Genomic DNA, 15,101 nt, shown 5'->3' on the forward strand with positions numbered 1-15,101 from the left:
TCTAGTTTTGTTTTTTGTTTTTTGTTTTTTGTTTTTTGTTTTTTGTTTATTGTTAACGCTTTAGGGTTTTCAACATGTCTTACAGGTCGTGCTTTTTTTGTTACTTCCGCATCCAATTTTTCCATCGCATTTTTTAGTTGAATAACAATATCTGGATGTTAGTCTTTGAGATTAGTTTTCTCATGCTTGATTCTAGTGATGTTTTTCTGCGCTACTTCCCATGAATCTACATTTTGGGTAGCATAATAATTACCCACATTATACTTTGTATTGCCCCATGCCGGACGATTAGGGAATTTCCAAGTCACAAAAAATCGAATATTTTTTTCTTTATTAGGAGCTAAAGTTGTTTTTACCGCTAAAGACTCCATATTATTTTTTTGATCAGAGATTCTTTCTTGCAGCAAACCATCATCTGCATAATCATCCCAAAATTCCAAGGTACTTTTCCCCCACTCACCCGGTTTCAAAGCGGTTCGATGGGATACTTCGCCATCATTATTGGTTACTAAACTAAAAGTTCCCCATTGCGTACTTTCTTTTTCAATTTCCTTATTGGCTGTGTAATGCATCCGTTTCAAACCATTTTCCTCTTTATAGGCATTGATGTTTTGATAAGCTTTACCTTCTTTACTATCAAAACCAATAAAATTAGGGATATTTCCAGCTAAAGAAATCGTAATTGGTTTTTCACTTGTGTTTTTCACTTTATAACTCAATACAGCCATGGGTAGACTACTATCCTCTGCATTACCTGGTATAAATGGATTGAATGCTCCAACTGTAATTTCCACAGGTAGTCCTTTATTCTTAAGCAATACTTGTCCGAAAGGATAAGCCTTTTGAAAGGTGGACTCTGAGAAACGTGGCAGTCCATGATTGGGTGCTTTAGAACTGTAAAAACCATCATCAAATCTGGTTGGCACTGGTGCCTCTAAAATAAGTGCTTGTGCATCTTTATTTTCTTCTTTAATATAAATGGAGAAAAATGGTGCTCGATTTATCACTTCCACACCGGCATATAACGGGTTATAGCCTTTGGCCGAGCGACTCATAACTTCCCAATCTATTAAAGCACCATAACCTCTCAGAGATATTGTTCCCGTACCAATACCACCAATTGGCATAGCTATTCGGTCGGTATGATTTTGGTCGTAGGTTTTAAGTACTGCCCATTCAATACTTTTTATCTGAGCATTTAAAAAACTTGAGACACAAAAAAGCAGAACATATGAGTAAATTAGTTTTTTCATTTTTTAATATTATAGACTGTTGTTAAATCATCCGCTATGGCTTTAAATTCATTGTCAGACAACGGACTTTAATAAATTAAAAATCGAGCAATTTCACCATCAAAGGATTCAAACCCCGGATGGTTGGTGGCATCCCGTTCCTGATTGCATTCCTCCAATTACTTAGTAATCACCTGAGTTCGATTAATAATCATGTAGTATTTTAACAATACAAAAGATAGTTTTTAAGCAGATTAAAGTGCTTAAATCCAATTTATTAACCCAAAAACCGATCTATAATAATTTACATTAAAGTTACTGAAATTTTCTGTTTGGCTTATGAGTTTTCAAAGGAATATGACCTAGTTGTAGAAAAACATCTTTTAGGGAACCCCACAAAATGACCTTCAATAATGTCTAAAAGTAAAGTGGTTACTATCACTATCTTATTTCAATTTAGTGGGTTTAGAACCTTTAAGCATTTTTATATTTATTATGTCCAAAAGCATATGCAATGATTCCACTAAAAAACAGTTTCTCTTTTATTAAATAAAAATGAAATGTTTTTTTTTATATCTAAGCTGATTCTCTTTTGGATAATAATTATTGTAGAAAATCTATTTAATATTCTGCATTACTTGGATGCAACTAAAAACGAAATTTCTAAATGTAAACCACCCAATAATTAGATATCTAATTTCACAACTTTCATACGACAATCTAGTTGCATTCTCCAAATAAAAAAATACAAGCAAATTAAGTGTTTGGCTATTATTATGAGATATTCATAAAATAAACGCAATTAATTACATTTATTCTTTTAAACATTCTTAATATTAATATTTCTTACATTGAAAAGAGATATTAACTATGAGAATTTTAATACTATTTTTTTTTATTTTTTATTGCCAATTTATTACAGCTCAAAAAGAAATTGACTCTCTTTTAGTTGTTTTAGAAAAAACAATGTCAAATCGTAGTGAATATGATTTAAAAAAAGAACTTCACATACGTCATTTAACTGATTTATTGCAAGATGAAAGTTTAAATCTAGAACAAATCTATCAAATCAATAACAATATTATTTATGAATATGAAGCATATTCTTTTGATGAAACGCTATCCTATATAGAACAAAATATTTCAATAGCAAACAACCTTAAAAATCAATTTTTTATTGATGAATCCCTATTAAATTTAGCTAAACTTTTGGCATCCTCCGGTCGAGATAAAGAAGCTATTGATATTTTAGAGAATATAAATAGAACATCCATTTCCGAAAAATTACTTAATAATTATTACAGCAATTACAAAAAAGTATATTTAGACTTAAGTTACTATTCTCTAGCAAATGAAAACAAACAAAAATATTCAGATTATTATAAATCCTACACAGACTCATTATTTAATCGATTAGATTCAAGTTCCCAAGATTATTTAGCAATAATTGAAACTAAGTTTAGGGATAATAGACAGTTATTAGAAAGTTTAAAAATTAATTCTCGTAGACTAGCAAAGACACATATTGGAACGAGAACGTACTCATTAGTTACATTTGAAAGATCACTAAGTTATGAACTTGAATCTAACACTACAAAACAAAAAAAACAACTGATTTTATCTGCAATTTCAGATATTCAAGCAGCTGTTAAAGACAATGCATCGTTAACCATTTTAGCCTTATTACTCTTTGAAGAAAATGATATTAATAGGGCGCATAAATACATTAATTTTTCATTTGAAGATGCTGATTTTTATAATTCAAGACTTCGATTTATTATCATTTCAAACATATTACCGGTAATTACGAAAGCTTACCAAGATCGAAGTGAAAAGCAAAAGGCTAAACTTCAATACTCCTTAGTAGTTATAAGCATACTTGGTCTTATTTTATTATTTACTGCATTTTACATATTTCTGCAAGTAAAGAGGCTATCTAAGGCAAGGAATGAGCTTTTAGATGTAAACGAGCAACTCAATACGTTAAATATTAAACTAAATAGCACCAACAGAAAACTGGAAAAAATCAATGACGAGCTTTCTGAATCTAGCTTAGTTAAAGAACATTATATAGGCACGTTTTTAAGTATTCAATCCAATTACATCGATAAGTTAGATGCCTATAGAAAAATGGTAAAAAGACATATTACGGCTAAAAAAGTTGCTGACTTATTTGAAAAAACCAAATCAAAGCAATTGATTGACGATGAATTAAAACTTTTTTATAAAAACTTCGATGACACCTTCTTACACATCTACCCTAATTTTGTTGAAAAATTAAATAATCTATTAGTTGAAGATGGAAAAATCACACCTAAAAACAAAGGATTTCTAAATACAGAAATTCGAATTTTCGCATTAATAAGACTAGGTATAACAGATAGTTCTAAAATAGCAAAATTACTCCGCTATTCTGTAAATACTATATATAACTACCGCGTTAAAGTTAAAAATAATGCAGCAGTTCCAAGAAATAGTTTTGAAGATGAAATAATGAAAATAGGTGCTTCCAAAAAATAATATTTACTTCATATTTAAGTAAAAAAACCGTACAAAACAGCTAAACAGTCTACTATTACAAGATAACACTTCCACTTATTTTAAATTGAAACACACACACAACACGCTAATATACAGTTGTTTGAAATTTTATACACTTCTAAAAACCCCACTTTTTTACTACTTCAGATTGTAAAGCAACTCTTTTTCTATTTCCTTTACATTATCAATTAAAATGACTTGTGGAAACATGTTACGAAATCGATATAAACATTAGACAACATCTAATGCTTTTTAAAAACAAACTAAATTTTTCTAATTTAAAAAACCAAACATGAAATTTAATGAATGTTCAAATTTAAAAAAAACGTTTAGATACGTTGTTTTAATGATGTTAATTCCCTTTTCAGTTTTTGCTCAGCAAAACGTAGTAAAAGGTGTAGTAACAGACAATACTGGTCTCCCTTTGCCAGGGGTTTCGATTATATTGAAAGGAACGGAAAAAGGAACCACCTCCGATTTTGATGGTATCTACCAGATTTCTATTGAAAACCCGTCAACGGCCATACTTATATTTAGTTACGTTGGTATGGAAACCATAGAAATTAACGTAAACGGAAAAACAGAAATTAACACAACTCTACTTGAGAATGTTACCGCAATGGATGAAATTGTTGTTATTGGATATGGATCTCAACAAAAGAAAGATATTACCGGATCTGTATCTGTAGTAAACTCAGCAGATTTTGAATCGAGGCCAAACACGCAAATGGCATCATTAATTCAAGGAAAAGCAACCGGTGTTCAGGTTCTTTCAAGTTCAGGGAAGCCCTCACAAGGCTTAAGCATTCGGATAAGGGGAACAAATTCAATTAATGCTGGAAGTGAGCCTCTCTATTTAATTGATGGAGTTCCGACTACCGATACAAGGTCTATAAATCCGTCCGATATTGAAAGTATTACCATTCTAAAAGATGCGTCTTCAGCCGCAATTTATGGTGCACAAGGAGCAAATGGTGTAGTACTTATAACTACAAAAAGAGGTGCATCCGCAAAACCAACAGTGGCATTTGACACCTATACTGGTGTTTCTCAAGTTTGGAATACGTTACCAGTATTAAACGGAGAACAGTATAGAGATTTAATGACTGAACTGGGTCAAAATACGGATTGGGAAAACTATAATGAACATACCGATTGGCAACAAGAAATTTTTCAATCTGGATTGTCTCAAAATTATCAACTCTCTGTGAGCGGAAATAGCAATAATACAAATTACTATTTATCTGGGGGGTATACCTCACAAGTTGGTGCTGTTAAAAGTTCAGAAATGGATAGAGCTAACTTTAAAATAAATTTAGAGCAGAAAGTTAATGACTGGTTAAAAATAGGCAGTAGAGTATCCTATTCAAAATATTCAGATGTCGATATTAATGACAATTCAAGCGCAAATACTGGAGGTGTTTTACTGGGCGCACTAAATACACCAAGTATCATTGGGGTTTATAATCCTGATGGAACGTTTACAAGTAATCCATTTCAAAACTGGGAAAACCCACTTGCAAGTACAGATGGAAGTGATAGAGAATATAATAACAGAAGATTTCTTGCTAATGTTTACTTAGAATTTGATTTCGCAAAAGATTTTACGTTCAGAACAAACTATGGTATTGATGATAGCAACGGAATTTATAACTACTTCTTAGATCCATATCGCACTAGTTACGGAAGAGCATTACAAGGCATAGGTATTTATAATACAGATAACTCCTTCTTTTACATCCTTGATAACACTTTAAAATATAATAAAGTAATCAAAAAAAATAAAATTGAAGCGTTAGTGGGTTTTGTAGTTCAAAAAAACACTTGGGAAAATAGCGCTATTGAAAGAAGGAATTTCGCAAGTGATGGGATTAAAACTGTAAACGGTGGTTCTGAAATATTTGTTGCAACAGCCTATGAATCGGAAAAAGCAAATACCTCGTTTATAAGCAGAGTTAATTACGATTATGACGATAAATATTTATTAACTGCCAATTTTAGAGCTGATGGTTCAAGTATTTTTGGTTCAGAAAACAGATGGGGATATTTTCCTTCGTTCTCCGTAGGTTGGAGATTATCTGAAGAAAATTTTCTAAAAGAATCAAATACAATTAACAATCTTAAATTAAGATTTGGTTGGGGTATTGTTGGGAATGATCAAATAGATAATTATGCTTATTTAGGACGAGTTGGTAGTGGTGCAAATTACCCTATTGGAGGTATTACTATGCCAGGAACCTATCCTGCTTCCATTGAAAACTTAGCTTTAAAATGGGAACAATCTGAACAAGCAAACATTGGTGTTGACCTAGGTTTCCTTCAAGGTAGAATACTTTTTACAGCCGATGCTTATGTTAAAAACACATCCGATTTATTATTAAATGCTCCTTTACCAAAAAGTACAGGATTTGATAGTGCCGTACAAAATATTGGTGAATTACAAAATAAGGGGATAGAATTTGCTTTAACCACCATAAACATTAACAAAGCAGTTGTTTGGTCATCAACTTTAAATCTTTCTTTTAATAAAAGTGAAGTCGTAAGTTTAGTTGGACAAGAACTTTACCAGGGTGAAATTGCAGGAAGAGGATATGCTAGTTTGGTTAAAGAAGGACTTCCTTTAGCTACTTTATATGGTTATGAATATGGTGGCGTAGATAGTGCAACAGGAAATGCTTACTATATTAATAACGCTGGCGAAGCTACTTTTTCGCCAACTGCAGACGATAGAAAAGTAATTGGTGATCCCAACCCAGATTTTTTATATTCTTTTGATAACACCATTACTTATAAAGGATTTGGATTAAATATATTCTTACAAGGTACTCAAGGAAATGATATGCTGAATGCTACCAAAATTGAAGCAGAAGGTATGTTAGACCCAAAAAATCAATCTATTACAGTTTTAGATAGATGGAGAAATCCTGGCGATGAAACTAGTATTCCAAAAGCGACTTGGGGAAGTACCGATAATTCAAGAATTTCTACTCGTTTTATTGAAGACGCGTCTTACTTAAGATTTAAAACTATTTCCTTAAGCTATAATTTTGGATCCGAATTTATGGACAAACTTAAAATGGGAAGTTTAAAATTATATGTAACAGGTGAAAACTTATTTACCATTACAGATTACTCAGGTTTCGATCCTGAAGTAAATGCATTCGGCGGAAGTAACACTGTTAGAGGAATTGATTATGGAACCTACCCTCAGACAAGAAACCTAATTTTCGGTGTAAACGTTACATTTTAATCAATAAATAAAAATATTATGAAAATAACTAAAATAATAGTTGCATTAGCCGTAACATTTACGTGTTTGTCTTGTGAAGACTACTTGGACTTAAGTCCAATTTCCGAAGAGACATCTGATAATGCATACGACAGCGCAAGCCAAATTGAAGCAGCACTTACGGGAACATACGAATCATTTCAATCATCAGATTATTACATTTGGGACAATATTCTTTTTCAAGATGTAAGATCCGACAATCATTATGCAAGTGGTGATAATCCTGAAATATTCTCCATAGATTATCTAACCATTTCACCTACAAATTCAAAAGTATATGGTAGTTGGTCTAATTTATACAATGCAATCGCAAAAGCAAATACGGTTATTGATAAAATAGATATTGTTGAAGACCCTAATTTAACCGAAGAAAAAAGAGAGCAAATTACTGGTGAAGCTTATTTTCTAAGAGCCTATCACTACTATAATTTAGTGAAAGGCTGGGGTGGAGTTCCACTAGTTTTAGAAGCTGTAAAGTCAGCAGATCCTGCAGTTGTTAATATTCCAAGATCATCAGAAGAAGACGTTTACGACCAAATAATTTCCGATTTACAATTAGCAGCTTCACTATTACCAGATACTTTTGGAAGTGAAGCTAGTGTAAACAAAGCAAGAGCCACCGCTGGTGCTGCAAATGCTTTGGCAGCAAAGGCATGTATGCAAAAACCAAACCCAGATTATAGTCAAGCGTTAACTTTTATAACTAAAGTTGAAAGTAGTACAGCAAACTATATTTTAATTGATTACAATTATTTGTTTGATGGAAATCACTATAACAATAGCGAATCTATACTTGAAGTTCAATTTTTAGGTGGTGATGAGGGAAATTGGGGCCCTCAAATGTTGTTACCTCCATCAATCTCGGGAGATACGTGGAGAAAATTTGTAACACCTTCACACAACTTAGTAAACGCCTACGATGCTGAAGGTGATGTTGTCAGAAAAAATGCTAGTATCTTATTCGAAAGCGTACAATGGATTGATGAATATTGGGGGAATGAAATTGGAGCGACCATACCATTTGGATATAAATGGAAAAATGCTAGTGGCTGGTCAAGTACAAATCGTCAATATTTATTAAGATATGGTGATATCGTATTATTAAAAGCAGAAGCATTAAACGAAACTGGACAGTTAGAATTAGCTGCTATTGAAGTAAATAAAATTAGAAATCGTGCACTTTTACCTGATTTAACTCCTGCACAACGAGCATCTAAAGACATTCTAAAAACAACTATTTTAAACGAAAGAAGACTAGAATTAGCACAAGAAGCACAACGCTGGGACGACTTAGTTAGAAATAATGTAGCTGTTTCTACAATGAGTAATTTGGTAACAATTGATTTAAGAACTGGGAATCCTGTAAACTATAACATGACGCCTGCTAAAATTTTACTACCAATTCCTCAACAAGAATTAGATAGAAATCCAGCATTAGTACAAAACCCTTTATAAGCCTAAAAACCAATAAAATGAGACATATATATATAAAAATAATTTTCTTATTAGTGCTGATATTTACTATTGGAGCTTGTGAAGAAGAAGACAATTTACAACCCGAAGGGCAATGGGAATTATCCACGCCTTCAGCTGTAACACCGCAAAGTAATGAACAGATTGTTTTGGAGGAGAACAATACAAATGAATTAATAACTTTTAGTTGGACAGAAGCAACTTCATCTGCAGGTTATGATGTTTATTATTCCGTGCTTATTGTTGATGGAGAAAATCCTAATTATACCAATCCGATTATGGATATAGAAGCTGAAAATAGTGGTAAAGATCTTTCAGCTACCGTATCGTATGGCGATCTAGATACTGCTTTATCTTTAGCTGGATACGCAGCAAACTCCAATGCAAATTTAATTTGGGCTGCCGTAGCACAAAGCTTAAGCAAAGAGGAAATGGGCATTAGTAATTTAATTGTAAAGCGTTTTGAAAACGAAATTATTCCAACTCAATTATTCTTATCAGGTACTGCTACTGAAAATGGTAATGATATATCAAATGCAATTCCATTAAGAAGATTGAACAATTCAGAAGGTAATCCCTCAAATAATTACGAAATGTACACGAGTTTAACTGCTGGAAATACATTTATGTTTTACAGCGAACAATCGTTGCCTGCTCATAAATACGGAGGTGCTGAAGATGTTTTAGTAAAAAATGGAAATCCTATAAGTGTCACTGAAGATGGTCAATACAGAATATCTGTAGACTTAGATAATAACACCTATTCTTTATTAAAAATTAATACATGGAATGTAAAAGGAAGTCCAATTATTGGTGGCTGGGATAGTGATGAGCCTTTAGCATATATTGGAGGTGGTGTTTGGCAAGCATCTATGGATTTAGTTGAAACCGGAGGATTTTTATTTAGAGCTGATGTTCCTAGTGGAGATTATTGGAGCTACTTAATGAAACGTGTTGTTGGAACTCCAAATGAGGTCATTATGGAATCGCAAGCTGCAAGTCAAGGCTTATTATATGAAGATATTCCTTCTGAAGAAAAAGGGACTATGATTGTTACATTAGATTTATCATCAAATGCATACACTTATACTATTGAAAAAGACCCAAATGTAGCTGAACCTATTGAAACTCCAGAAACACTATTCTTATTTGTAAATAATACAATGGTTGAAGAATTAACTAAAGATGGAGATGTTTTTAACGCTTCTAATTATCTGGCATTACAAACTAGCGATGTAGTTTCTTTTAACGTAGCATCAGATGGTTCTGGAAATGGATATACAATATTCTCTAGCATTGGAGTAACAGACACTCCTGATGACGCAAAAGTAATCGCTAATGCAGAAATCAGCAATGGTAATGATGAAATATCTGTTGAAAGAGATCAAGCATACAACTTTAGTATAGATTTTTCTAGTGCTAAATTAACTTGGAGCTACTACAACATTACATTATTTCACTGGGACGAATTAAATCAAAAATGGGATGACAGAAATGAGTACTTAATGACTTATGTTCACCCTTATAAATTTACTACTTCAGCAAGTTTAAAAGCTAATTTTGACATGAAATTCTTCTCGCCTTGGGATAATGATTTTGGCGCAGATAATCCAAGTGCATTAAATGGTACAATGACAAATCACGGTGGTTCAAACTTTAAAAATACAACTATTGATGGGACTTATACTGTTTCGATAGAAGTTACAAATGACTACTTAACTGGGACATATAATTTTGAACTATAACTAATATAAAACCAACTGCTTATGCAGTTGGTTTAAATCTAAAAAAATGAAAAATAAAATTATAAAATACATTAAAATTTTCATCATTGGAATTATTTGCATCGGAATTCAAATGGGGTGTCAAAGTTGTCAAAGTGAAAATGACATAAACGAAATAGCTCCTCCAGTTGTACAACCTGTAAATGTCGAGTTTTACTTAACAAAAGCAGATCAATCTGTTTTATTTACAAAACAAACTTCTGGTATTTCAGCTTATAGCGAAAACAACTATTCAACCATTACTGTTAACTCTTCAATTGAATATCAAACAATAGATGGTTTCGGATACACCTTAACTGGTGGTAGTGCAATGCATATTAATAATATGTCATCAACAGCAAGAGCTAATTTATTAAATGAACTCTTTAAATCTGATGGAAATAATATTGGTGTAAGCTATTTAAGAATTAGTATTGGCGCTTCCGATTTAGATGCCGCTCCGTTTTCCTATGACGATTTACCTTTAGGTGAAACTGATGTTGAATTAAATAAATTCTCTATATATGAAGATCAAAAAAATTTAATCCCGGTTTTAAAGGAGATTTTAGCAATTAACCCTAACATTAAAATTATGGGTTCACCTTGGTCTCCTCCTACTTGGATGAAAACCAATCAAAACTCGAAAGGAGGTAGTTTAAAACCTGAATATTACGATGTTTACGCAAACTATTTTGTAAAATATATTCAAGCGATGGCTGCAGAAGGAATTATTATAGATGCTATTACAGTTCAAAATGAACCATTGCATCCGGGTAACAATCCAAGTCTTTTAATGGAAGCTTCAGATCAAGCAGAATTCATTAAAAATCATTTAGGTCCCACTTTTGAAACCGCTGGAATAACTACGAAAATAATTATTTACGATCATAATGCAGATAGAACCGATTACCCCATTTCAGTTTTAAACGATATAGATGCAAATAAATATATTGATGGTTCAGCCTTTCATTTATACGGTGGAAATATCAACGATTTAAGTAAAGTTAAAACCGCATACCCTGATAAAAACTTATATTTTACAGAACAATGGGTAGGTTCAAACGAGAAATTTGAAGACAATTTAAAATGGCACACTAGAGAGCTAATTATTGGAGCAACTAGGAACTGGTGTAAAACAGTTCTAGAATGGAATTTAGCCGCCAATTCCAATCTGGAACCACATACAGATGGTGGTTGTACAGAATGCTTAGGAGCTTTAACAATCGATGGAAATACAGTGACTAAAAACGTTGCATATTATATTATAGCCCATGCTTCTAAATTTGTTCGTCCAGATTCAAAAAGAATTAGTTCTAACTACATTTCTGAATTACCAAATGTAGCTTTTAAAGCACCTAATGGCGACATCATTGTAATTGTACTAAATAATACAGGCGTACAAAAAACATTTAATATCAACGCACAAGAAGACCCTATTACAACCACTTTAGATGCAGGTTCAGTAGGAACCTACATCTGGTAACCATTTATAAAACTTAATAAAATGACTTATAAATATTTTATATTACTTTTTTCAGTATTTACAATAGTTTCGTGTTCAAAAACAACTAAAAAAGAAGCTATAATAGCAGAAATAATAGAAGAATCCCCTTCTATAAAAAATGAAGTTGAAGTGTATGCAACCGTTAAAGACAGTGATTTAAAATTAACTTTAACAGGTAAATATAAATTCGAAGCAGCCACTCAGCCTTTAGAAACGGAAGTTTCGATCTTTGTAAACACAAATAAAACATTTCAAACCATGTTAGGTATTGGAGGTGCAATTACCGATGCCTCTGCTGTTGTTTTTTCCAAATTACCAAAAGATAAACAAGAGGAATTAATACAAGCGTACTATGGGGAAGATGGTATTGGTTATAATATTATAAGAACAAGTATTCATAGTTCTGATTTTAGTCCCGAAAGTTTTACTTATATAGAAGAAGGAGATAAAGAATTAACTACTTTTTCTATTGAAAAGGACAAAGAGTTTAGAATACCAATGATAAAAAAGGCAATAGATGTTATAAAAGATAATGTAGTTTTTTATGCTTCACCTTGGAGTCCTCCTCCATTTATGAAAGGGAGAAAAGACATGTTACAAGGCGGTAAATTACTACCTGAATTTCAGCAATCTTGGGCTAATTATTATACAGAATTTATAAAAGCCTACGAAGCTGAAGGCATTCCGGTTTGGGGTGTAACCATACAAAATGAGCCTATGGCTGTACAACGTTGGGAATCTTGCATTTATACTGCTGAAGAAGAACGTGATTTCTTAAAAAATTATTTAGGCCCTACTTTTGAAAGAGAAGGTTATGGTGATAAAAAGATTGTTGTTTGGGATCATAATCGCGATTTAATTTCTCACAGAGCAAATGTTATTTTTGATGATCCAGAAGCTGCAAAATATGCTTGGGGTATTGGTTTTCATTGGTATGAAACCTGGTCTGGAGCAGAACCAAATTATAATAATCTGCAAAACATAAACGATTCCTTTCCTACCAAAAACTTATTATTTACAGAAGGCTGCCAAGAAGCATTTGACCCAACACATTACCAACGTTGGTCTAATGCAGAGCGTTATGGAAATTCTATGATTAACGATTTTAATAACGGAACCGTTGGTTGGACAGACTGGAATATTTTATTAGATGAAACGGGAGGACCAAACCACGTGCAGAACTTTTGTTTTGCACCCATTCACGGAGATACGCAAACAGGGAAGTTAATTTACACACCCTCATACTACTATATTGGTCATTTTTCTAAATTTATAAAACCTGGAGCAAAAAGAGTAAGTACAACTTCTAGCAGAAGTACTTTAGAAAGTACTACCTTTATAAATGAAAACGGAACGCTAGCAACAATAGTTATGAATAGAACAAAAACTGAAATTTTGTATAAATTAATTGTTGACGAAAAGGAAATCTCTTTACAGATACCTGCTCATGCTATGCAAACCGTAACTTATTAAACTAACTAAACCAACCAATGACAACACAATTCGAATTTTGGGATTACTTTATTTTTATAGCATATGCAGTTTTAATTTTAGGAGTGGGACTATGGGTTTCTAGAGATAAAAAAGGACATGAAAAAAATGCTGAAGATTATTTTTTAGCGAGTAAGAGTTTACCATGGTGGGCCATAGGTGCCAGTTTAATAGCGGCGAATATTTCTGCAGAACAATTTATTGGAATGTCAGGATCAGGGTTTGCCTTAGGATTGGCAATAGCATCCTACGAATGGATGGCCGCGATTACTTTAATAATAGTAGGGAAATATTTCTTACCCATATTTATTGAAAAAGGATTGTATACCATTCCCGAATTTGTCGAAAAACGATTTTCAACAAATTTAAAAACTATTTTAGCAGTCTTTTGGATTGCTTTATATGTCTTTGTAAACCTAGCATCTGTACTCTATTTAGGTTCATTAGCGTTAGAAACTATTATGGGAATTCCAATGATGTACGGCGTCATGGGTTTAGCCTTATTTGCTGCAGCATATTCCTTATACGGTGGACTTTCGGCAGTAGCTTGGACCGATGTTATTCAAGTTGTATTCTTAGTTTTAGGTGGTTTAGTAACTACCTATATTGCGTTAAATACAGTATCTGATGGGCAAGGTGTAATTGCAGGTATGAAAACAGTTTATGAAGCTTCACCAGAACGCTTTACAATGATTTTCGATGAATCCAACGAATATTACGATATGTTGCCTGGCATTGGTGTTTTATTAGGAGGTATGTGGGTTGCGAATTTATATTATTGGGGTTTCAACCAATATATTATTCAAAGAACATTGGCTGCAAAATCGTTAAAAGAATCTCAAAAAGGGATATTATTAGCTGCATTTCTAAAATTAATAATACCTGTAATAGTTGTAGTTCCTGGAATAGCAGCGTATGTAATGGTAAATGATCCTGAGATTATGGCAAGATTAGGAGCCGAAGGATTACATAATTTACCAACCTTAGAACAAGCAGACAAAGCGTATCCTTGGCTATTACAATTTTTACCTACAGGAATGAAAGGCGTTGCTTTTGCAGCATTAGCAGCAGCTATTGTTTCGTCTTTAGCATCTATGTTAAATTCAACCTCAACGATTTTTACTATGGATATTTACAAACAATATATTAACAAAAATGCGACTGATAAGCAAACGGTTAATATGGGTAGAATATCTGCAGCAGTTGCCTTGGTTATTGCTTGTATTATGGCACCACTTTTAGGAGGAATAGACCAAGCTTTTCAATTTATTCAAGAATATACAGGAATTGTAAGTCCAGGTATTTTAGCAGTCTTTATGTTAGGATTATTCTGGAAAAAAACCACAAACAAAGCAGCAATTATTGGAGCATTAGTTTCAATTCCAATTGCAGTAGCATTTAAATTTACTGCGTTACCATTTATGGATCAAATGGGCTATACAGCCGTTTTAACAATGCTGGTAATAATCATAACCAGTTTAATTCAGCATAAAGGAAAAGATGATGAAAAAGGAATTCCAATTACCAAAGAATCATTTAAAACAAGTGTAAGTTTTAACATTGGAGCTTTTGCAATTATGCTAATTTTAGTTGCGTTGTACGCACGATTCTGGAACTAAAAAACAGATTAAAAATATAAAAAAAAGACGACCTGAAAATGTACAACTGTTATGTGTGTGTTTTCAGGTAGTCCACTTTAAAAAGTCTTTCAATAGTATTCGATTTATGCTGTATATAGCTAATACCACATGTGGTATATGCAATATTGTGGTAATAATTTAACTTGAAGTAGATTTTTTAAATTTGTA

The 15,101-nt window shown here is 32.5% G+C and carries 8 protein-coding genes and 1 pseudogene; 8 read left to right on the forward strand and 1 reads right to left on the reverse strand.

What is annotated here, in order from left to right; genetic code table 11:
- Positions 1–158 precede the first annotated feature (158 nt).
- The gene (locus R6X41_RS08760) at positions 159–1,253 is read right to left on the reverse strand and encodes a GH116 family glycosyl-hydrolase (RefSeq protein ID WP_318499360.1); all 1,095 of its coding nucleotides are present in this window, start codon (positions 1,251–1,253) and stop codon (positions 159–161) included.
- A gap of 275 nt (positions 1,254–1,528) precedes the next feature.
- Between R6X41_RS08760 and R6X41_RS19830 the strand changes: the two are divergent.
- The 8 genes and pseudogenes from R6X41_RS19830 to R6X41_RS08795 form a co-directional block, all read left to right on the forward strand.
- Positions 1,529–1,747: pseudogene (locus R6X41_RS19830) on the forward strand (IS982 family transposase); the annotation flags it as partial.
- Between the two features lie 355 nt (positions 1,748–2,102).
- The gene (susR, locus tag R6X41_RS08765; protein ID WP_318499362.1) at positions 2,103–3,752 is read left to right on the forward strand and encodes a SusR family glycan utilization regulator; all 1,650 of its coding nucleotides are present in this window, start codon (positions 2,103–2,105) and stop codon (positions 3,750–3,752) included.
- Between the two features lie 313 nt (positions 3,753–4,065).
- On the forward strand, positions 4,066–7,023 hold the full coding sequence (locus tag R6X41_RS08770) for a SusC/RagA family TonB-linked outer membrane protein (RefSeq protein WP_318499364.1): 2,958 nt from the start codon (positions 4,066–4,068) through the stop codon (positions 7,021–7,023).
- Positions 7,024–7,041: 18 nt separating this feature from the next.
- Positions 7,042–8,517 carry a RagB/SusD family nutrient uptake outer membrane protein gene (locus R6X41_RS08775; RefSeq protein ID WP_318499365.1) on the forward strand — a complete coding sequence of 492 codons (1,476 nt, stop codon included), beginning with the start codon at positions 7,042–7,044 and terminating at the stop codon, positions 8,515–8,517.
- 17 nt (positions 8,518–8,534) lie between these two features.
- Positions 8,535–10,280 carry a SusE domain-containing protein gene (locus tag R6X41_RS08780; RefSeq protein ID WP_318499367.1) on the forward strand — a complete coding sequence of 582 codons (1,746 nt, stop codon included), beginning with the start codon at positions 8,535–8,537 and terminating at the stop codon, positions 10,278–10,280.
- 46 nt (positions 10,281–10,326) lie between these two features.
- Positions 10,327–11,781: a glycoside hydrolase family 30 protein gene (locus R6X41_RS08785; protein WP_318499369.1), complete on the forward strand. Its 1,455-nt coding sequence runs from the start codon at positions 10,327–10,329 to the stop codon at positions 11,779–11,781.
- 21 nt (positions 11,782–11,802) lie between these two features.
- Positions 11,803–13,275 (forward strand): glycoside hydrolase family 30 protein, encoded by a 1,473-nt coding sequence (locus tag R6X41_RS08790; protein WP_318499371.1) that lies wholly within the window; start codon positions 11,803–11,805, stop codon positions 13,273–13,275.
- A 17-nt stretch (positions 13,276–13,292) separates the two neighbouring features.
- On the forward strand, positions 13,293–14,912 hold the full coding sequence (locus tag R6X41_RS08795; RefSeq protein ID WP_318499373.1) for a sodium/sugar symporter: 1,620 nt from the start codon (positions 13,293–13,295) through the stop codon (positions 14,910–14,912).
- Positions 14,913–15,101 lie beyond the last annotated feature (189 nt).

This window comes from Formosa sejongensis, assembly GCF_033447105.1.
GTDB lineage: Bacteria > Bacteroidota > Bacteroidia > Flavobacteriales > Flavobacteriaceae > Formosa.

Coding starts and splice junctions, on each gene's coding strand:
- R6X41_RS08760 (WP_318499360.1), bottom strand. CDS start 1,253: ATGAAAAAACTAATTTACTCATATGTTCTGCTTTTTTGTGTCTCAAGT.
- susR (WP_318499362.1), top strand. CDS start 2,103: ATGAGAATTTTAATACTATTTTTTTTTATTTTTTATTGCCAATTTATT.
- R6X41_RS08770 (WP_318499364.1), top strand. CDS start 4,066: ATGAAATTTAATGAATGTTCAAATTTAAAAAAAACGTTTAGATACGTT.
- R6X41_RS08775 (WP_318499365.1), top strand. CDS start 7,042: ATGAAAATAACTAAAATAATAGTTGCATTAGCCGTAACATTTACGTGT.
- R6X41_RS08780 (WP_318499367.1), top strand. CDS start 8,535: ATGAGACATATATATATAAAAATAATTTTCTTATTAGTGCTGATATTT.
- R6X41_RS08785 (WP_318499369.1), top strand. CDS start 10,327: ATGAAAAATAAAATTATAAAATACATTAAAATTTTCATCATTGGAATT.
- R6X41_RS08790 (WP_318499371.1), top strand. CDS start 11,803: ATGACTTATAAATATTTTATATTACTTTTTTCAGTATTTACAATAGTT.
- R6X41_RS08795 (WP_318499373.1), top strand. CDS start 13,293: ATGACAACACAATTCGAATTTTGGGATTACTTTATTTTTATAGCATAT.